General features: G+C 72.6%; 7 protein-coding genes. 6 read left to right on the top strand and 1 reads right to left on the bottom strand.

Features of this window, described 5'->3' with window-relative positions; all coding sequences use genetic code 11:
• Positions 1 to 434 precede the first annotated feature (434 nt).
• Positions 435 to 1343, bottom strand: a complete 909-nt coding sequence (locus tag OHO27_RS09825; protein ID WP_328422321.1) for a quinone oxidoreductase family protein — start codon at positions 1341 to 1343, stop codon at positions 435 to 437.
• A 161-nt stretch (positions 1344 to 1504) separates the two neighbouring features.
• On the opposite strand from OHO27_RS09825, the gene OHO27_RS09820 reads away from it, so the two are divergent.
• The 6 genes from OHO27_RS09820 to OHO27_RS09795 all read left to right on the top strand — a co-directional run bounded on the left by OHO27_RS09820 (position 1505) and on the right by OHO27_RS09795 (position 21467).
• A complete protein-coding gene (locus tag OHO27_RS09820; protein ID WP_328422319.1) occupies positions 1505 to 2293 on the top strand; it encodes a thioesterase II family protein in 789 nt (262 codons plus the stop codon).
• Between the two features lie 76 nt (positions 2294 to 2369).
• Positions 2370 to 3362: a ketoacyl-ACP synthase III family protein gene (locus OHO27_RS09815; RefSeq protein WP_328422317.1), complete on the top strand. Its 993-nt coding sequence runs from the start codon at positions 2370 to 2372 to the stop codon at positions 3360 to 3362.
• Between the two features lie 137 nt (positions 3363 to 3499).
• Entirely contained in the window at positions 3500 to 5872 is a 2373-nt protein-coding gene (locus OHO27_RS09810) for a BTAD domain-containing putative transcriptional regulator (RefSeq protein ID WP_328430394.1), read from the top strand.
• Positions 5869 to 7458, top strand: a complete 1590-nt coding sequence (locus tag OHO27_RS09805) for an aspartate aminotransferase family protein (protein WP_328422314.1) — start codon at positions 5869 to 5871, stop codon at positions 7456 to 7458. The genes OHO27_RS09810 and OHO27_RS09805 overlap by 4 nt, the downstream gene beginning before the upstream one ends.
• 225 nt (positions 7459 to 7683) lie before the next feature.
• The gene (locus OHO27_RS09800) at positions 7684 to 19779 is read left to right on the top strand and encodes a type I polyketide synthase (protein ID WP_328422312.1); all 12096 of its coding nucleotides are present in this window, start codon (positions 7684 to 7686) and stop codon (positions 19777 to 19779) included.
• Positions 19707 to 21467, top strand: a complete 1761-nt coding sequence (locus tag OHO27_RS09795) for a type I polyketide synthase (RefSeq protein ID WP_328422310.1) — start codon at positions 19707 to 19709, stop codon at positions 21465 to 21467. The genes OHO27_RS09800 and OHO27_RS09795 overlap by 73 nt, the downstream gene beginning before the upstream one ends.
• Positions 21468 to 21510 lie beyond the last annotated feature (43 nt).

The raw sequence follows: 21510 nt of genomic DNA, 5'->3' as shown, positions 1-21510 counted from the left end.
GCCGCGTCGGATGGCTGCGAGGTGCTGACCCGCCCTCCGGAGCGCTCCGCGCGCCTCGTCGTCGCACTCGGCGGACGGCCGCTCCGGCCGGCCGGGCCGCGGGCGCCGGAGGACGCTTGGCGCAGGGAGGGCGATGAGGGGGCCAGGGCGGAACCTGAGGTCCGCCGGCGGGTGGCCACGGAGGAGGCGAGCTCTCAGGGACCAACTCGCCGACGTGCTCCGAGAGGAGGCCGGACGTGGCAGGAGGCCGGGCCCGTTTCAGCACCTGGGGGAGTGGTGACCGGGCCGACACGACGGGGGATTCGGCCGGCCCGGTCACGTTCAGGGGTGTGGTGTGCCGTGGTTGATCGTGGCGTGGAGGTGGGGTGGAGGCAAAGGGCTGGGGCGTGGGTATGTCATGCGGCCGACGCTCTTTTGACCGGGCTTTGAGTGGTTCACGGGTGCAGGGTGACCTTGCCGGTGGTGCGGCGTGCCAGCAGGTCCTCGTGAGCGCGCCGGGCCTGGTTCAGCGGGTAGCTCGGGCCGGTGACCGCTCGGAGTACGCCTCGGCTGGTGAGGTCGAGGAGTTCGCGGAGGAGTTCGGTGTAGCCACCGGGGGCCTTCAGGGTGGGGCGTAGCCAGAAGCCGATGACGGCCGCGTTGAGGCGGCTGAGACGGGCCGGGTCGACAGGGGTGAAGGGGGTCCGGGCGGCGTTGCCGTAGGTGACCAGGCGGCCCGAGAGGCCGAGGGAGTCGAGGGCTTGGTCGAAGAGGGTGCCGCCCACCGCGTCGAGGATGACGTCCGCCTTGTCCGAGAGGGGGTACTCCGCGATGCCGTCGGCGCCCAGTTCGAGGGCGAGTCGACGCTTGTCGGGGGTGGAGGCCTGGGCGAGAACGCGTCCGGCGCCGAAGTGCCGGGCCAGTTGTACCGCCAGACTGCCCACACCGCCGGCCGCGGAATGGACGACCACGGTCTCGCCGGGCGCGAGCCGGGCGGCGGTGCGCAGCAGGTGCCAGGCGGTCAGGCCCTGGGTGAGCAGGGCGAGCGCGTGAGCCGCCGGAAGGTCCTCGGGGATGTCGACGAGCGCGTTCTCAGGCGCCAGGACTTGTTCGGCGTACCCTCCCGAGACACGGGCGAGTACGCGTCGGCCGTCCGGGGTGCGGCCCACGACCTCGCTTCCGGGTATGTAGGGCAGCAGGTCGGCCGTCAGGTAGGAGCCGTCGGTCTGGTGGGTGTCCGCGAAATTGACGCCCACGGCCTCGACGGTGATCCGGACCTGTCCGGGCTGGGGTCCGGGGGCGGGAAGCTCAACTGTCTCTAGGACTTCGGGGCCGCCGAAGCGGTCGAACCGGATCGCGATCATGCGGCTCAGTATCGCGCTCCCCGGGGAGCGGCCGGCCGACTGCCCGATGCACCCGTTGGACTTGTGTGCGGTTTGTGCGGTCTTTGAACGGCGTGCGAAACGCTGGGCGCGGCCGTGTGCCGCACGGGGCGGACTGGAGCGCGGAGACCAAAGGAGTAGGAATGGCGGGCGAGTGGCTGCGCAGGTTCCATCCGCAGGATCCGGCTCAGCGGCTGGGCAGCGAGGCACCGCGGCTGATCTGCTTCCCGCACGCCGGTGGCGCGGCCAGTGCCTTCCTGCCGCTGGCGCGGGCGCTGGCTCCGGCGGTGGAGGTACTGGCGGCGCAGTATCCCGGCCGTCAGGACCGCCGAAGCGAACAGCCCGTCGACGACATGGGCCGCCTCGCCGACGCGCTCACCGAACAGGTACGGAGCCGGGTGACGGGTCCGTACGTCCTGTTCGGGCACAGCATGGGCGCCGTCGCGGCGTACGAGGTGGCCCGCCGCCTCGCCGAGCGGTCCCTGCCCGGGCCCGAGGCACTGATCCTCTCCGGCCGGGGCGCCCCCACCGCCCGGCCCGCCCGGTACGACTCGCTGCGCACGGACGAGGACATCCTGCGGGTCGTTCGGCTGCTGGGGGGCACCACTCCGCGGGTGCTCGAGGACCCGGAGCTGCGGGAGATGGTCATGCCTGCGCTTCGGGCCGACTACCGGGCGATCGGCGGATACGTCTGGCGACCCGGCCCGCGCCTCGGCGTGCCGTTCACCGTGCTGATCGCGGACGACGATCCCGTGGTGAGCGTGGACGAGGCGAAGGCCTGGCGCGAACTGACCACCGCCACCACCACGACCCGGGTCTTCGGCGGCGGACACTTCTTCCTCGACACCCAGCTGTCGGGGGTGGCCGAGGCGGTCACCGCCGCCCTGAGCCGTACCGACGCGGGGCGCATCGCGTCGGCCGAGGGCCGATAACTTGGGAGCCCGGCCGAGCCGCTGCGCCCCGGCATGCCGGCCCGGGTGCTCTCCGTGAGGTGAAGGGGGTGAGCGCGTGACGCGCTGGGACGGTCTGTTCATCGGCGCGGCCGCGATGTCGCTCGGGCACAGCCAGGACGTCCAGCGGGCCGTCACCGCCGGGTTGTACGACGCCCGGCAGTGCCGACGGGACGCCTACCGCGCGGTGCGCGTGGCGGAGGACGGCTCGTTGCCGGGCCTCGTGGTGCGGGCCGCCGACCTGGCGCGGCGCCGCTCGGGTGTGCCGGCCGGTGACGTGGACCTGGTCCTGCACGCCTCCTCCTGGTCGGCGCAGGCGGCCGGTTGCCGTGCCGAAGAGGTACGGCAGGCGCTCCGGTGTCCGCGCGCCACCGCGCTGGAGGTCCGCGGCGCCGTCGGCAGTGGCGTCGTGGGTCTGCATCTGGCGGCCCAGTATTTATCCGCGTCCCCGGACATGACCGCTGCGGTGATCACCACTGGCGACTGCGCGGCCGCGCACACCGGCGACCGGTTCTGCACGGGGCCGGGCCGTGTGCTCGCCGACGGTGCGACGGGCGTGGTGCTGAGAACCGGCGGCGGACTGGCGCGCGTTCTGACCACCACGGTGGTGGAGGAGCAGCCGCAGCGTCTGCTGCGCTCCGACCTGCCGTGGCGGATTCCGTCTGCCGTACACGAACGGGCACGTGACAAGGTGGCCGCGACGGCGGTTCGCCCCGACGACCTCGCGGCACCGCTCGCAGACGGGGAGCGCGAGGTCGTGGCGCAGGCTCTGACGGATTCGGGGCTCGGCATCGACGACATCGCGCGGTTCGTCTTCCCGCACCTGGGCTCGGGTCTGCAACGCTGGGACAGGCGTGCGGCGTGGGGCGTCGCCGAGAAGCGGACCACGTGGGACTGGGGCGCCGGGGTGGGTCATCTGCCGTCCGGTGACCAGGCCGCGGGTCTCAGCCATCTGCTGGACTCGGCCGAACTCGCTGCGGGGGACAAGGTGGTGCTGGTCGGGGGCGGTTCCGCCGACAGTCTCGGGTGCGCGGTACTGGAGCTGCTCTAACAGCCAGGTGATCGCGTTGGTTGGAGCTTGTATCAGATTTGTGTGGGCTTGGATCGCTCCCTTGCAACATGGTGACCGGATTTTGACCGCTCGGCTGTCGATCTGGGGGAACGATGCAATTCCGGTTGTTGGGTCCGATGGAAGTCGTCGCCGATGAGCAGACCGTTGCTCTCGGCGGGACGAAACAGCGCGCCACTCTCGGCTACCTGCTGCTCCAGGCCAACCGGGTGGTCGCCACCAGTCGGTTGCTGAACGCCCTGTGGGGGGTCGAGGAGGCCCCGACGACCGCCCGGAAGATCTTGCAGAACGCGGTCTACGGGCTGCGCGGCGTGCTTGCGTCGTATCGCGGTGTCGGCGGCGACGAGGCTCCCGCGCTGCTGACGCAGGCTCCCGGCTATGTGCTGCGCGTGGACCCGGAGCAGGTCGACCTTCATCTGTTCCACACCTGGGTGGGCCTGGGCCGGCGGAAACAGGCCGAGGGCGACGCACAGGCGGCGGCGGGGCTGCTGCGCGACGCGTTGGCACTGTGGCGGGGTCCCGCCCTGGCCGATCTGGTGGAGGCTGGTCTGGACTGGCCCGAACTGGCGGCCGTGCAGAGCACCCGGCTCGATGTCACGGAGGACTACTTCGAAGCCCAGCTGCTGTGCGGTCACCACTACGAGATCCTGTCCGAACTGGAGACCATGGTGCAGGCTGAGCCGCTGCGGGAACGAGCCTCGGCGCAGCTGATGCTCGCGTTGTACCGGTGCGGCCGGCAGGCCGACTCGCTCAACGCCTACAGCCAGGTGCGCGCGGCGCTGGTGGAGAACCTGGGTCTGGAGCCCGGCCGTGGTCTTCAGCAGCTCCAGCAGGCGATCCTCACCCAGGACCCGTCCTTGTCGATGGACCGCCCCGTCCAACTGGGGGCCTTGGCCGGACCGGCTGCGCGAGCCGCGCGGCCCGCAGTCCGGCTGCACCCTGCGCTGGTGCCCTCCCGTGGCGGGAAACCGGCGTCCGATCCGCGCAACGGCACCGGGCGGAACACCCCAGGGACACCTGTCCCTGACAACCCGCTCACGGCTGCCACAGCCGTCTCCGACACTCCCGCCGCCCTCGCACCGCGGGCCGCGGGCGACCGCCCTACGGTCAGCGTGGTCTCCGTGCGTACCCGGATCGCCCAGGAGGCGGGAGCCGAGGGCAGTGACGACCTGGACGAGTTGCTGGACGGCGCGGCCGAAGTCGTCAGGGAACAGATCGAACGATTCGGGGGGACGGTGACGGCCTGCCTGGGGTCGGTGTCGCTGGCCGTGTTCGGCCTGAACGGGGGCGCGGACGACGTCCGGCAGGCCACCTTGGCGGCGCTCGCTGTGCGGGACGTCCTGGATGTCGCCACGCCCCGCGACGCCGGGCAGCTGCGGCTGACCGTGCATGTCTGCGTCACCATGGGGGAGGTGCGGCTGCGCCGCCGCGGCCAGGACGGCGTACCCACGGTGGTCGGTGCGACGCTCGACGATTCCCAGTTCCTGTTGTCCGAGGTGCCTGCCGGACAGGTGTGGGCCAGTGACGAGGTCCGGACAGCCACCGAGAGTGCCGTGGCCTACCTGCCCACCGCGGCTTCGCCCACTTCGTGGCAGGCGGTCGAAGTGCGGGAGCGGCACGCTGCCGACGCCGGCGACTCAGGCCGGACCCATGAACTGGAGGTCCTCCAGGGGCTTTTGAAGCGGACCCGGCACCGTCTGGTTCCCCATCTGGTCACGCTCCTCGGCGAGCGCGGCTCGGGAAAGACCGAGCTGCTCAGGGAGTTCGGCCGGTGGGCCGGCAGCCGGCCGGACGCGCCGCTGTTCCTGATCGGCAACTCACCGGCGACGCCCGCCGACCATCCCTTGCGGGCCCAGGCCGAGATCCTGTCGGCGTTCTGCGGCATCGTGCCCGGTGCCACGCCGGCAGCTGCACGCGACGCCCTGGCGGACAAGGTGCGCGAGGTCATCGGCTCTCCCGCGGCGGCGCAGCGCATGTGGTCCCGGCTCGCCCCACTCCTCGCGGTGCACGACGCCGCGCACGAGGCGCCTACCGCAGCGGACGCGATGAGCGACGTTCTCGACGCCTGGCGGGAGTTGTTCCTCAGGGTGGCCCGGCACATGCTGCTGGTGCTGTGCGTCGACGACCTGCACCGCGCCGACGACCGGGTGCTGGACGCCATCGAGGATCTCGTCGGCTCCGCGGAATCAGGGCGCTTGTTCGTGGTCGCGGCCGCGACGCCCGAGCTGCTGCTGCGCCGGCCGACATGGGCCGGCGGCAGGAGCCACGCCACGTCGGTGACTCTGGTGCAGCCCACCCGGGCCACCGGCGAGCAACTGATGGCACTGCTGCTTTCGGCCGCTCGTCGGCAACGGCCCCAGCACATATCCGGTAATTCGGCGCCCACTCCGTCACCGGCCGTGCGGAATGACCTCGGTATGACCGCGCGCTGGGACGACCTGGAACAGGATGTCAGGAAGCATCTCCGGGGCATCCGAAAAGGAGTGGCATGAATTCCGAATCCGTGGTTCGCGAGCTCGCGGAACCCAATTTGCGTAGGCTGCTTTCCACGGCAGGTCTGGATGTCGAGTACGTGCGCGCGAGCGGCAATACGCTCTACCGCAAAGGCGCGAACGGAGAGGAGATACCCGTCCTTGATTATGCGGCCGGTTACGGCGCACTCATTTTCGGGCACAACCATCCCGACATCGTGGCCCGCGCACGGGAACTCCTCGATGAACAGACCCCGGTGCTCGCACAGTTCTCCTCGCACCCGTACGCGAACCGGCTCGCCGCCGAGCTCAACCGGATCATCCACCGCGAGACCGGCTCCGACGAGCCGTACTACGCCACCTTCGCGAACAGCGGCGCCGAAGGCGTCGAAGCGGCTGTCAAACATGCCGAGCTGGACCGGGTGATGCGCCTGTCGAAGGTCTTCGAGGAGATCGAGGCGAGCGCACGGCGCGTACGGGAGACCGTGCGGGCGGGAGCGGCCACGGTGCCGGACACCCTGTGGACCCGACTGGGCCTGCCCCGCCCCACGGGAGGACGGGACGCCGCCGACCTGCTGATCGCGGAGATCGACCGCCGCAACCAGCTGCGGCGTGCGAAGCCTCCCGTATTCGTGGCACTGAAGGCGGGCTTCCACGGCAAGCTGATGGGCAGCGTCCAGCTGACGCACAACGAGTCCTACCGCACCCCGTTCGCGGCGCTCGGCGCGCAGGCCCGGTTCGTGCCCTGCGATCACCCCGAGGCGCTCAAGGAGGTGCTCCAGGAAGAGCGTGGCATGCTCCTGGAGCCGACCGTGCAGGACGGCACTGTCCGGCTCGTCGAACGCGACCACCACACGATCTGCGCCTTTCTGCTGGAACCGATCCAGGGTGAGGGCGGCATCCGGCCGCTGTCGCCCGAATTCGCCCGAGAGATCAAGGCGTTCGCCGAAGAGGCCGACTGTCCCGTCGTCATCGACGAGATCCAGAGCGGCCTGGGCCGCACCGGCACCTTCCTGGGCGCCACCCGCCTCGGCCTGCGTGGCGACTACTACGTCTTCGCCAAGTCCCTGGGCGGTGGCATCGCCAAAGCGTCCGTGACGCTGGTGCGCGAAGGACGCTACCGCCCCGAGTTCGAGCTGCTGCACAGCTCGACCTTCGCCAAGGACAGCTTCTCCTGCCACATCGCCCTCAAGGTCCTTGCCATGCTGGAGGCTGACGACGGCCGCGGCTACCGCCTCGCGCAAGAGCGTGGCGCCGCGCTCGCCGGGATGCTGCACGGGATCCGTACCGACTTCCCGGACGTGGTCAAGGAGGTGCGCGGACACGGCCTGATGCTGGGCTTCGAGTTCCACGACCAGTCCGACGCCGCCGACGACACGCTGCGGGAGGCGGCCCGCTCCTCGCTGTTCGGCTACGTCATCGCCGGGCACCTCCTGCACGGGCACGCCATCCGGACCTTCCCGACCGCCAGCGCCGTGCACACGCTGCGCTTCGAGCCGTCCGTGCTGCTCACGGACGAAGAGATCGACCGCCTGGAACACGCCATGCGGGACGTGTGCGCCCTGGTGCGCGACCAGGCAGGCGACCGTCTGGTTCTTGCCTCCTGAGGCTCCTCCACCGCAGCGTGTGGTGAATTCCTCGATACCCGATTACCGCGTGGTGCACGGGCCTTGGAACCGCCCGCACCCAATGCCGCAGAGGCCGCCTTTCCGATTGTGCGGCGCTTTTTCCTTCAGAACCGCGTTGAGGCCGACCGCGCCGATCTTCGGTGCCCGCGAAAACGCCAGGTCGGCACGCATAGGAATCCAGTAGTGAAAGGGCAGCGGAAGTTCATGATGAGCGAGCATGGTCCGGCGGCTGTTGACAGCTCCCCCGAGCGCGACGAGCCGATCGCCGTCGTGGGACTCTCCTGCCGATTCCCCGGGGCCTCGTCCGCCGCGGCGTTCTGGGAGCTGCTGCGCAGCGGCACCAGCGCCATCACCGACGTACCCGAGGGCCGCTTCGCCCCGGCCGTGCCCCCCGCGATCACGCGTGGCGGATTCCTACCGGACGTGGGCGGCTTCGACTCCGCCTTCTTCGCCGTCTCGCCCCGCGAGGCGGCCGCCATGGACCCGCAGCAGCGCCTCGTCCTGGAACTCGCCTGGGAGGCCTTGGAGGACGCGGGAATCGTGCCGGCGTCCCTGCGGAACAGCAGGACCGCCGTGTTCGTGGGGACCCTGCGCGACGACTACACCACCCTGCTCCACCAGCAGGGCGTCGAGGCCCTCACCCAGCACACCATGACCGGCGTCAACCGCGGCCTCATCGCCAACCGGGTCTCCCACCACCTGGGGCTGCACGGGCCGAGCATGACCGTGGACTCCGCCCAGTCATCCTCGCTGGTCGCCGTGCACCTGGCCTGCGAGAGCCTGCGCGGCGGCGAATCCACCGCCGCTCTCGCCGCCGGGGTGAACCTCAATCTGCTCGCCGAGCACACCATCACCGAGCAGCTGTTCGGCGCGCTGTCCCCGGACGGGACCACCTACACCTTCGACGCGCGCGCCAACGGCTTCGTGCCCGGCGAGGGCGGCGGCGTCGTCGTACTGAAGACGTTGCGGCGGGCCCTGGCCGACGGGGACCGGATCTACGGCGTCATCCGCGGCAGCGCGGTCAACCACGACGGCGCCACCACCCATCTGACGGTGCCGGGCCGGATCGCCCAGGAACAGGTCCTGAGTACCGCCCGCGAACGGGCCGGCGTCGACGTCGAGGATGTGCAGTATGTGGAGCTGCACGGCACCGGTACCCCCGTCGGCGACCCCATCGAGGCCACGGCGCTTGGTTCGGCCCTCGGCGCCTGTGCCGGCCGACCGGCCGGCGACGCCGTGCGCGTCGGCTCGGTGAAGACCAACATCGGGCACCTGGAGGGCGCGGCGGGCATCGCCGGGCTCATCAAGACCCTGCTGAGCATCCACCATCGCGCGCTGCCGCCGAGCCTGAACTTCGAGACGCCCAACCCCGCCATCAACCTGGACGAGCTGGGCCTGCGCGTGCAGGGCGAACTGACCGCCTGGCCCGATTTCGGGCGTCCGCTGGTGGCTGGCGTCAGCTCCTTCGGTATGGGCGGCACCAACTGCCACGTCGTGGTCGGCGAGAACCCCGTGGCGAGCGTCACGGAACTGCGCCGGGCCCGCACCGTGCCACCCGTGCTGCCCTGGGTGCTTTCGGGCGCCGACGAGGGCGCCCTGCGTGCCCAGGCGGACCGCCTGCGTACCTCCCCGGCCGTCACCGAGGCCTCACCCGTCGACGTGGGCTGGTCCCTGGCCCGCACTCGAGCCGTCCTGCGGCATCGCGCCGTGGTGCTCGCACCCGACGCACCGGGCCTGCTCGCGGGCACCGCCGCCCTCGCCGGAGACTCCCCGTCGCCCGCCGTGGTCACCGGCAGCGTCCGCGAGGGACGTACGGCCTTCCTGTTCACCGGTCAGGGCGCCCAGCACCTCGGCATGGGGCAGGAACTGTACGAGGCGTTCCCCGTCTACGCGGCCGCGTTCGACGAGGTGGCCGCCGCCCTCGACCCGTATCTGGACGGGCCGGTGGCGGACACCGTGCGCACCGGCGACGGCCTGGACGAGACGGCACAGACGCAGCCCGCCCTGTTCGCCGTGGAGGTGGCTCTCTTCCGGCTCCTGGAGTCCTTCGGCGTCCGCCCGGACTTCGTCGCGGGCCACTCCGTGGGCGAGGTCACGGCCGCCCACGTGGCCGGAGTCCTGGACCTGGCCGATGCGGCCGTCCTGATCACCGCGCGCGCCCGCCTGATGCAGTCCGCCGCGGCCGGCGGCGCGATGATCGCCGTACAGGCGACGGAGGACGAGGTCTCCGCCCTGCTCGCGGACCATCAGGGGACGGTGGCCGTCGCCGCCGTCAACTCCCCGCGCTCCACTGTGATCTCCGGCGACGCGGAGGCGGCCGAGGCCGTCGCCGAGCGGCTGCGCGCACAGGGCCGCAAGACCACGCGGCTCACCGTCAGCCACGCCTTCCACTCGCCGCACATGGACGACGTCCTCGACGAGTTCCACGAGGCGATCTCCGGCCTCGCATACCGCGCCCCGGCCATCCCCGTGGTCTCCAACGTCACCGGCGCGCTCGCCGACGGGCGGGACCTGAGCACACCGGGGTACTGGGTCCGGCACATCCGGCAGACCGTCCGCTTCGCCGACGGCATCCGCCGACTGGAGGCGGAGGGCGTCACCACCTTCGTCGAGATCGGGCCCGACAGCGTCCTGTCCGCGCTCACCCACGACAGCCTCCGGGGCCCCGACGCCGCCACGGCCGTCTCCGTGCTGCGCCGCAACCGGCCCGAGCCGCAGAGCCTGCTGACCGCGTTGGCCACAGCGTTCGTCCACGGCGCCGAGGTGGACTGGGGCGCCCTGTACGAGGCGCACGGCGCCCGCCGCGTCGACCTGCCGACCTACGCCTTCCAGCGCAGGCACCACTGGTTCGACACCACCGCACGCGCCGGCTCGAGGCACACCCCGGCAGCCGGACCGGTCAGGCCCGTCGAGGCACCGAAAGCCCTCACCGGTGTGGAGGGCACGGACGCCGACACCGTGCCGAGCGAGCGCGGCGAGCCGGGCGCACACCTGGCGGGCCTGCCCGCCGCCGACCGCGCACGTGCCGTGCGCGAACTCGTCGACGCCCACATCAGGGCCGTACTGGCCTACGCGTCCGACGAGCACGTCGCCGCCCGCACCGCCTTCAGCGAGCTGGGCTTCAGCTCCCTGATGCTCACCGAACTGCGTGCCTCCCTGGCCGCCGCCACCGGTCTTCGGCTGCCCACCGGAGCGCTCTTCGACCACCCCACGCCCGCCGACCTCGCCGAGTTCGTCACGGCCGAACTCCTCGGCGCCGGGCACGAGGGTTCCGACGGCCCCGGCACCGCGGGCGATGAGCCCATCGCGATCATCGGCATGGCCTGCCGCTACCCCGGCGACATCGCGGCACCGGAAGATCTGTGGCGGCTCCTCGTCGACGAGGCCGACGCCATCTCCGCGTTCCCCGACAACCGCGGCTGGGACGCCGACCTGTACGACCCCGACCCCGGCCGGCAGGGCAAGAGCGCCGTACGCCACGGCGGATTCCTGCACGACGCCGGGGAGTTCGACGCCGCCTTCTTCGGGATCTCACCGCGCGAGGCACTGGCCATGGACCCGCAGCAGCGGCTGCTGCTGGAGACCTCGTGGGAGGCCGTCGAACGCGCCGGCGTGCTGCCCGCCTCCCTGCACGGCACCCGTACCGGCGTCTTCGTGGGCGCCACCGCGCTGGAGTACGGGCCCCGGCTGCAGGACGCGCCGCACAGCGTCCACGGCCACGTCCTCACCGGCAGCACGTCCAGTGTGATGTCCGGGCGCATCGCCTACCAACTCGGTCTGCTCGGCCCGGCGGTGACGGTCGACACGGCCTGCTCGTCCTCCCTGGTCGCCCTGCATCTCGCGATCCGGTCGCTGCGCGCCGGGGAGACGAACCTGGCTCTGGCCGGCGGCGCCACCGTCATGTCGTCTCCCGGCATGTTCGTCGAGTTCTCCCGCCAGCGCGGCCTGGCCCCCGACGGACGCTGCAAGTCCTTCGCGGCCGCCGCCGACGGCACCGGCTGGAGCGAGGGCGTGGGCATGCTGCTCATCGAGCGGCTGTCGGACGCCCGCCGCCACGGCCACAAGGTCCTCGCCGTCATCCGGGGCTCCGCGGTCAACCAGGACGGCGCGAGCAACGGCCTGACCGCGCCCAGCGGGCTGGCCCAGCAGCGCGTCATCCGCCAGGCCCTGGCCGACGCCCGCCTCACCGCCACCGACGTGGACGCCGTGGAGGCACACGGCACCGGCACCCGGCTCGGCGACCCGATCGAGGCCGAGGCGATCATGGCCACGTACGGCCGTGGCCGGGACGTCTCCGCGCCGCTCCGCCTGGGCTCGCTGAAGTCCAACCTGGGGCACACCCAGGCCGCCGCCGGCGTCGGCGGTGTCATCAAAATGGTGCAGGCCATGCGGCACGGTGTCCTGCCCAGGACGCTGCACGTGGACGAGCCCACCCCGCATGTGGACTGGTCCGCCGGGCCGGTCTCCCTGCTCACGGACACCACGGCCTGGCCCGACACGGGCGAGCGGCCGCGCCGGGCGGCCGTCTCCTCCTTCGGGATCAGCGGCACCAACGCGCACGTCGTCCTGGAACACGACCCCGCCGCCGAGCCGGTGACCGAGCCCGAGCCCGAGCCCGGCCCCCGCACCGGCGTCCCGGGTCCTTGGCTGCTGTCCGCTCGCGATCTGCCGGCGCTGCGTGCCCAGGCCGCACGTCTGCGCGCGCGGCTCGGCGCGGACGCCGACGCCACCGCCGTCGGCCGGTCGCTGGCCGCCACCCGCACCACCTTCGCGGAACGGGCCGCCCTCCTGGGCGACACGGTCGAGGAGCGCCTGACGGCCCTGGAGGCGCTGGCCGCCGGGGACACAGCGGCGAACCTCATCACCGGCCGGGCCGCCGACGCCACCCGCACCGCCTTCCTGTTCACCGGCCAGGGCGCCCAGCGCAACGGTATGGGCCGCGAGCTGTACGCCGCCGACGCTGTCTTCGCCAAGGCGCTGGACGAGGTGTGCGCCGCGTTCGCCGACCGCCTGGAACGACCCCTGCGCGTGGTGATGTTCGCCGCCGAGGACGACCCGGACGCCGCCCTGCTGCATCGGACTGCCTACACCCAGCCCGCCCTGTTCGCCCTCGAAGTCGCTCTGTTCCGGCTCCTCGCCCACCACGGCATGACGCCGGACTTCGTGGCCGGACACTCCATCGGCGAACTCGCCGCAGCCCACGCGGCCGGGGTACTCACCCTCGACGACGCCGCCGCCCTCGTCACCGCCCGCGCCCGTCTGATGGCCTCCGCCGACTCCGCCGGCGTCATGATCGCCGTGCAGGCAGCCGAGGAGGAAGTGCTGCCCACGCTGGCCGGCCACGAGGACGCGGTGTCCATCGCCGCCGTCAACGGCCCGCGCTCCGTGGTGATCTCCGGCGACGCCGACACCGCACGGGCCGTCGGCGAGATCTGGCGGGCACGAGGACGCAAGGCCACCGAGCTGAAGGTGAGCCATGCGTTCCACTCGCCGCACATGGACGGCATCCTCGACGAGTTCCGCGAGACCGCCGCAGGGCTCGCCCTCCAGCCGGCCGCCATCCCCCTGGTGTCCACCGTGACCGGCAGGCTCGCGGACCCGGCCGAGCTGATGTCGCCGGACTACTGGAGCAGGCAGATCCGCGCCGGAGTGCGCTTCCTGGACGCCACCCGGGAACTGGCCCGCCACGGCACCGACGTCTTCGTCGAACTCGGACCCGACGCCGTGCTCACCGCGCTCGTCCACGGCGCCCTCGACGACACAGGCGACCGTACGACCGCCTTCGCCCTGCTGCGCCCGGGCCGCCCCGAGACCCTCACCCTGGCCGAGGGCGTCGCCCGCGCCCACACGGCCGGCGCCCCCCTCGACGGGACCGGCTTCTTCCCCGGCGCGGGCCTCCTCGACCTGCCCACCTACCCGTTCCAGCGGGAACACTTCTGGCTGGCCCCTCAGCCCCCCGTGCACCCGCGCGGCCTCGGCCTGGACACCGCCGACCACCCCCTGCTCGCCACCGTCGTCGAACTGGCCGACAGCGACGACACCGTCCTCACCAGCCGTCTCTCCCTGAGCAGCCACCCGTGGCTCGCCGACCACGCCATCGAAGGCACCGTGCTGCTGCCGGCCACCGCCTTCCTGGAACTCGCCCTCGCCGCAGGCGACGTCACGGACGCACCGCACGTCGAGGACCTCACGCTGCAGGCCCCCCTGCCGCTGGCCGCCGGGCAGAGCGTTCGCGTCCAGGTGACGGTCGGCGCGCCCGACACCTCGGGCCGACGGGCCTTCACCATCCACGCCACTCCCGACACCGACACCGACGCCACCGCCCGCCGCCAGTGGACCCGGCATGCCACGGGCACCCTCACCCGGCAGGACGTCCCGGCACCGGCGGCCGAAGATGCGGCCTCCTGGCCGCCCGCCACGGCCGAACCCGAGCCGCTCACCGACGTCTACCCCCGCCTGGCAGGACTGGGCTACGGCTACGGTCCCGCCTTCCAGGGCCTGGTGGCCGCCTGGCGCGACGGCCAGGACCTGTACGCCGAGATACGGCTGCCCGAGCCCGGCCAGGACGGCGCCGACCGCTTCGCCCTGCACCCCGCCCTGTTCGACGCCGCCCTCCACCCTCTGGTCCTGCGCGCCGCACCCGCCGACCCCGGCGATTCGATCCGGCTGCCGTTCGCCTGGTCCGGCGTCACGCTGCACGCCACGGGCGCCACCGAACTGCGGGTCCGGATCAGCCCCCGGGGCACCGACACGTTCGCCCTCTCCCTGACCGACCCCACCGGCGCCCCGGTGGCAGACGTGGCAGCGCTGACGTTGCGCCCCGTCGCCAGGAACCTCCCGGCCACCCCTGCCCCCGCGACCGACTCCGCGCTGTACGAGGTGCGGTGGCCGGCCCTCGCCCCGGCACCCGGGCAGGCGCCCGCCAACTGGGTCGAGGCGGCCGAGGACCTCGGCGCCGTCGCACCGGCCGACACCGTCGTCGTACGCCTCTACGACCTGCCGTCGCTCGAGGAAGGCGGGCACGCCGCCGCGCACCGCGCCCTGCGCCTGGTCCAGGAGTTCCTGACCGGCGAGAGGTTCTCCGACGCGCGCCTGGCTCTGGTGACGCGTTCGGCGATCGGTGTCCTGCCCGGCGAGGACATCACCGACCTTGCGAGCGCCTCGGTGTGGGGGCTCGTGCGCGCCGCACAGTCCGAGCATCCCGACCGCCTGGTCCTCGTCGACGTCGACACCGACTCCACCGACGAGCAGCTCGCCGCCGCACTCGCCACCGGCGAGCCCCAGATCGCCGTGCGCGCGGGCCGTTTGAAGGCGCCCCGACTCGGGCCGGCCACCCCCGGCACGGGTGCGGACCCGACCGGCCTCGACCCGGACGGCACGGTCCTGATCACCGGCGGCACCGGCGCCCTCGGCGCGCTGCTCGCCCGCCACCTGGTCACCGAACACGGTGTACGCCACCTCCTGCTGGCCGCACGACGCGGCCCCGACGCGCCCGGCGCGAGCGAACTCGCCGCCGAACTGGCCGACTTGGGTGCACAGGTGCGCATCGCCGCAACCGACGTCACCGATCGCGCAGCTCTCGCGGCGCTCCTGGACTCCGTCCCGAGGGACCGGCCCCTGACCGCTGTGGTGCACACCGCCGGCGTCCTGGACGACTCGACCGTCCTGTCGCTGACGCCCGAGCGCCTGGACGCCGTCCTGGCGCCCAAGGCGGACGCCGCCCGGCACCTGCACGACCTCACCGAGGGCCTCGACCTGCGCGCCTTCGTGCTGTTCTCCTCGGTCACCGGCCTCCTCGGCACCGCCGGCCAGGCCAACTACGCGGCCGCCAACACCTCGCTGGACGCCCTGGCGCAGCACCGGCGTGCCCGCGGCCTGCCCGCGACCTCCCTGGCCTGGGGCCTGTGGGACACCGATCGCGGCATGGGCGCCACCCTCAGCGACGCCGAGACGGCCCGCTGGGAGCACGCCGGCATCACCCCACTCACCCCCGAGCGCGGCCTGGTCCTGTTCGACGCCGCCCTGGCCGCGGACACCCCGCTGCTGGCCCTCGTACCCCTGGGGCCGGTGAGGACGGCGGCCGACGCGACGCACCCGCTCCTGCGCGACCTCGCACCGCGCACCCGGCCGGCCGCGGCGCAGTCCCGGCCGACCGCCGCGGCAGCGTCCGACTGGACGCGCCACATCGCCCAGCTCCCCGCCGAGGCGCGCAAGGAAGCCGTCCTCGAATTCGTCCGAGGCAAGGTCGCCGCCGTCCTGGGGCACCCGGGCGCCGGTGCCATCGCCCCGGAGCGGGCCTTCAGCGACATCGGCTTCGACTCCATGGCCGCCGTCGAACTGCGCAACCAGCTCACCCGGGCCACCGGCCTGCGGCTGCCCGCCACCCTCGTCTTCGACCACCCCGCGCCGGACGCCGTGGCCACCTACCTTCTGGAACGCGTCGTCGAGCAGGGCAAGCCGGCCACGACCGGACACACCCGGCCCCTGGGCGCCACGGACGAGCCGATCGCGGTTGTGGGGATGGCGTGCCGTTTCCCGGGTGGTGTGTCGTCGCCGGAGGGGTTGTGGCGGTTGGTGGCCGGTGGGGTGGACGCGGTCAGTGGGTTCCCTTCGAATCGGGGGTGGGATCTGGAGGGGTTGTTCGATCCTGATCCGGAGCGTGTGGGGGCGAGTTACACGCGGCATGGTGGGTTTTTGCATGATGCGGATCTGTTTGATCCGGAGTTTTTCGGGATGTCGCCGCGTGAGGCGACGGCGGTGGATCCGCAGCAGCGGTTGTTGCTGGAGACGGCGTGGGAGGTGTTCGAGAGCGCGGGGGTGGATCCGGGCTCGTTGCGGGGGTCGCGCACCGGCGTCTTCACCGGGGCGATGTACGACGACTACGCCGCCCGGATCGCCTCTTCCGCCGGCGAGCTGGAGGGCTTCCTGCTCGCCGGCAACCTCTCCAGCGTCCTGTCCGGGCGCATCGCCTACACATACGGCCTCGAAGGGCCCGCGATGACGATCGACACGGCGTGCTCGTCGTCGCTGGTGGCTCTGCACCTGGCGGCGAATGCCCTGCGCGGCGGTGAGTGCGACCTCGCGCTCGCCGGCGGCGTGACCGTCATGGCACAGCCGACGACGTTCGTCGAGTTCTCCCGGTTGCGTGGGCTGGCCGAGGACGGGCGGTGCAAGGCGTTCTCCGCGTCGGCGGACGGCACCGGCTGGTCGGAGGGTGTGGGGCTGCTGCTGGTGGAGCGGTTGTCGGATGCGCGGCGCAATGGGCATGCGGTGCTTGCGGTGGTGCGGGGTTCGGCCGTGAATCAGGACGGTGCGAGTAATGGGTTGACGGCGCCGAACGGTCCGTCGCAGGAGCGGGTGATTCGTCAGGCGTTGGCGAATGCGCGGCTGGGTGCGGCGGATGTGGATGTGGTGGAGGCGCATGGTACGGGTACGACGTTGGGTGATCCGATCGAGGCGCAGGCGTTGTTGAACACCTATGGTCAGGAGCGTCCGAGTGCGGATCGGCCGTTGTGGCTGGGGTCGTTGAAGTCGAACATCGGGCATGCTCAGGCCGCCGCGGGTGTGGGCGGCATCATCAAGATGGTCCAGGCGATGCGCCACGGCGTCCTCCCCAGAACGCTGCACGTGGACGAGCCCTCCCGGCACGTCGACTGGGACGCGGGCGCGCTGACGCTGCTGACCGAGGACCGGCAGTGGCCTGCCGTCCCGGGCCGACCGCGCCGGGCCGGTGTCTCGTCCTTCGGGATCAGCGGCACCAACGCCCACGTCATCATCGAAGAGGCGCCGCAGGTGACCGCTCCGGCCGCACCGGCCGACGACGCCACTCCCGCCGACGGAACCACGGTGCCGTGGATCCTCACGGCACGCACTCCACAGGCTCTGCGCGCACAGGCCCGACGCCTGCACGCCCACGTCAGTGAGCACGCCGAACTCGCCCCCGCCGACATCGCGTACTCCCTGGCCACCGGCCGCGCTGTCATGGACCACGGCGCCGCCGTACTCGGCAGCGACCGGACCTCGCTGCTGGCCGCACTGGACGCCCTGGCCGAGGGAACGTCCTCGCCCCAGGTGGTGCGGGGCGGGGCCAAGCAGCCGGGCAGGACAGCGTTCCTGTTCACCGGGCAGGGGGCGCAACGGCTGGGCATGGGGCGGGAGCTGTACGCGGCCCAGCCGGTCTTCGCCCGTGCCCTGGACGAGGTCTGTGCCGAGCTGGACGCCCGTCTGGAACACCCTCTCAGGGACGTCCTGTTCGCCGAGGAAGGGTCGGCGCGGGCCGCACTGCTGGACGAGACCGCGTACACGCAAGCCGCCCTGTTCGCCCTGGAGGTGGCGCTGTTCCGCCTCTTCGAGCACCACGGTGTGACGCCGCACTTCCTGTTGGGTCATTCGGTGGGTGAGGTGGTGGCGGCGCATGTGTCGGGGGTGTTGGGTCTGGCGGATGCGTGTGTGTTGGTGGCTGAGCGGGGTCGGTTGATGCAGTCGGCTCGTTCCGGTGGTGCGATGGCGGCGATCGAGGCGGGGGAGTTGGAGGTTGCGGCGTCGTTGGAGGGGGTGGATGCCGGTCTTGGTGTGGTGGTGGTTGCTGCGGTGAATGGTCCGTTGGCGACGGTGGTGTCGGGTGATGCCGGTGCGGTGGAGGAGGCCGTGCGGGTGTGGCGGGAGAAGGGAGTGCGGACGCGGCGGTTGGTGGTGTCGCATGCGTTTCATTCGCCGCACATGGAGGGGGTGTTGGGGGAGTTCCGGGAGGTGGCTGCGGGACTGGCGTTCGGTGTGCCGCGTATCCCGGTGGTGTCGAACGTCACGGGTGTGGTGGCGGGGGCCGAGGATCTGGCTTCGCCGGATTACTGGGCGCGTCATATCCGTGAAGCGGTGCGGTTCCATGATGGTGTGCGGTGTCTGCGGGAGCAGGGTGTGACCCGTTTCGTCGAGTTGGGTCCGGACGGCACCCTTACCGCACTGACCCAGCAAGCCCTCGACGAGGAGGAACCCGGTGTCCTGATCCCGGCCCTGCGCAAGGGTCGGCCGGAAACCGAGACCGTCACCGGTGCCCTCGCGCTGCTGTGGATGGGTGGTGCCGAGGTCGACTGGCCGGCCGCCCTGCCCGCGGCACACCGGACACCGCTGCCCACCTACGCCTTCCAGCACTCCCGGTACTGGCTCGACGCGCCGGCCACGACCGGCGACATCACCGGCCTGGGCCTGACCGCGGCAGACCACCCGCTGCTCGGGGCAGCCGTGGGCGTCGCGGGCCGGGACGAGACACTGTTCACCGGACGCCTCTCCCTGCGTACGCAGCCGTGGCTGGCGGACCACGTCATCGCCGGGTCGGCACTGCTGCCCGGCACGGCGCTGCTCGAACTGGCCGTGCGGGCCGCGGAGCAGGTCGGCGCGGAACGGGTCGCCGAACTGAACCTGGCCGCCCCGCTCGTGCTGTCGGCCGACGAGGGCGTCCAGTTGCAGGTCGCCGTCGGCGCCCCCGACGAGCGGTCGGCACGCACCCTGGACATCCACTCGCGCACCGCGGACGGCGACTGGGTCCTCAACGCCGGCGGCACGCTCGACTCCGAGCAGCCCACCGGCGGTGACACCGCACTCGTGGCATGGCCACCGGCCGGAGCCGACGAGATCGACCTGAGCACCGCCTACGAGCGGCTCGTCGAGCACGGCTACGCCTACGGCCCCGCCTTCCGCGGTTTGCGACGGCTGTGGCGCACCCCGGGTGAGCTGTACGCCGAGATCACGCTGCCCGACGCCCTGCGCGACAGCGCGAGCGCGTACCTGCTGCACCCGGCGGCCCTGGACGCGGCCCTGCACGCGCTGCTGCCCGGAGTGGCGGACGACGAGACCGTGTCGGCCAGGATCCCCTACGCCTGGTCCGACGTACGGGTGCACGCGGCGGGCGCCGCGGTGCTCAGGGTCCGTCTCGCGGTGACGCAGCCGCAGCCCGAGACGCTGGAAGCGGGCGTGACGGTGGCCGACGGCGCGGGCATGCCGGTGCTGTCGGCGGGGTCGCTGGTGCTGCGCCCGCTGGCGCGCGACGCGCTGCGCCTCGCCGGTGCCGGACGAGACGGCCTGTTCGCGGTGCGGTGGGCGGCCGACGTGCCGGACACCGGCTCGGAGCCGGACACCTCCGGCTGGTCCGTCGTGGGCCGGTGGGCGCACGCGCCGAAGCCGTCGTACCCGGACCTGGGGGCAGTGGCCGAGGCCGGGGCGCACACGGTCGTGTGGGCACCCGAAACCCCGAGGAAGCCACCGCCTCCGGTGCGGGCCTGCCCGCGGCCGCCCGCCACGTCCTGAACCGGGGGCTGGAACTGGTGCGGGAGTTCTTGGCCGACCGGCGGCTGGCCGCGGCCAGGCTGGTCGTGGTGACCCGGGGCGCCGTGTCGGCCCTGGCCGGCGAGGACGTGCCGGAGCTCGCCCACGCGGGACTGTGGGGACTGCTGCGCGTCGCACAGAGCGAGAACCCCGACCGCGTCGTCCTGGTCGACGCCGACCCGGCGTCCCGGACCGAGATGGATTTCCGGCAGGTCGCCGACGCCGTGCACAGCGGCCAGGCCCAGATCGCGATCCGGGACGGACGGCTGCTGACGCCGCGCCTGGCCCGCCCCACGGCCGAAGCCGGGGAGAGCGCCGAACCTGGCTGGGACCGGGGCACCGTGCTGGTGACAGGCGCGACCGGCACGCTGGGCGCCCTGGTCGCCCGGCACCTGGTGGCCCAGCACGGAGCACGGCGCCTGTTGCTGCTCAGCCGACGCGGTGCCCACGCCCCGGGCGCCGACGCGCTGCGCGCGCGACTGGAGGAGCTGGGCGCCGTGGTCGACTTCGCGGCCTGCGATGTCGCCGACCGTGCCGAGCTGGCCGCCGTCCTGGAACGTGTGCCGCAGGACGCCCCGCTGTGCGCGGTGGTGCACACCGCGGGCGTCCTGGACGACACCGTCATCGGGGACCTGACCGCGGAACGGCTGCATGCGGTGGTGCGGCCGAAGATCGACGCGGCCTGGAACCTGCACGAGTTGACGCGCGAGCTGCCCCTGTCGGCGTTCGTGCTGTACTCCTCCATCGCCGGGCTCATCGGCAATGCCGGCCAGGCCAACTACGCGGCGGGCAATACCTTCCTGGACGCCTTGGCGGCCCACCGCCGCGCGTCCGGGCTGCCCGGCACATCGGTGGCGTGGGGACTGTGGCAGGAGTCGAGCACGATCAGCGGCGGCCTGTCGGAGGCGGACCTGCGACGGCTGGCCCGGCTCGGGCTGCGGCCGCTGCCCTCGGACACGGCGATGGACCTGTTCGACGCGGCCGTCGTCGGGCCTGAGGCGGTGACGGCGGCGGTGCACCTGGACACCCAGGTGCTGCGTCGTCAGGGCGAGCGGGCGCATCCACTGCTGCGCCACCTGGCACCCGCCCCGCCCCGCCGCACGACCGGCGCGAACGACCAGGCGGCCGACAGCGCGGTCGGCCTGATACGGCAGCTCGCCGCACTCGGACCGGACGAGCGCGCGGCGGCCCTCGCCGACCTGGTACGCGTCCAGGCCGCCGACGTGCTCGGCCACACCGGGCAGGACGCGGTGCACTCCGAGCGCTCGTTCCAGGAGCTGGGCTTCGACTCGCTGACCGCGGTGGAGCTGCGCAACAAGCTCAACGCCGCGACCGGTCTACGGCTGCCCTCAACGCTCGTCTTCGACTACCCCACGCCGGCCGCCCTGGCCGGACATCTCGCCGACGAGATCACCGCGGGCGAGGAGTCCGCCACGCCGGCCGGCCCCGTCCTCGCCGACCTGGCACGCGCCAGGACGGCCATCGAGGCCCTCGCCGCCGGTGACGAGGCCACCCGGACCCAGGTGGCATCCAGCCTGCGTGAACTGCTGCGCCTGGCCGAAGGAGCGCTCACGGCCGTGGCGGACGGCGCCGGCGATCCGGCCGACGAGTCGGACCTGGACTCGGCGACCGACGAGGAACTCTTCGCCCTTTTCGACGAACTCGACTGACCCCGGGCCCTACGGCGGCCCGGACGGCCTTTCTCTTTCCAAC

This window comes from Streptomyces sp. NBC_00443, from assembly GCF_036014175.1.
In the GTDB taxonomy this organism is placed as follows: Bacteria; Actinomycetota; Actinomycetes; order Streptomycetales; family Streptomycetaceae; genus Streptomyces.
Note: the sequence above shows the minus strand (reverse complement) of the source record. Positions and strands in the feature narration are given on the sequence as shown.

Excerpts from the sequence above, each read along its gene's own strand:
- OHO27_RS09825 (WP_328422321.1), bottom strand. The coding sequence starts at position 1,343 with ATGATCGCGATCCGGTTCGACCGCTTCGGCGGCCCCGAAGTCCTAGAG.
- OHO27_RS09800 (WP_328422312.1), top strand. The coding sequence starts at position 7,684 with ATGATGAGCGAGCATGGTCCGGCGGCTGTTGACAGCTCCCCCGAGCGC.
- OHO27_RS09810 (WP_328430394.1), top strand. The coding sequence starts at position 3,500 with ATGGAAGTCGTCGCCGATGAGCAGACCGTTGCTCTCGGCGGGACGAAA.
- OHO27_RS09820 (WP_328422319.1), top strand. The coding sequence starts at position 1,505 with ATGGCGGGCGAGTGGCTGCGCAGGTTCCATCCGCAGGATCCGGCTCAG.
- OHO27_RS09805 (WP_328422314.1), top strand. The coding sequence starts at position 5,869 with ATGAATTCCGAATCCGTGGTTCGCGAGCTCGCGGAACCCAATTTGCGT.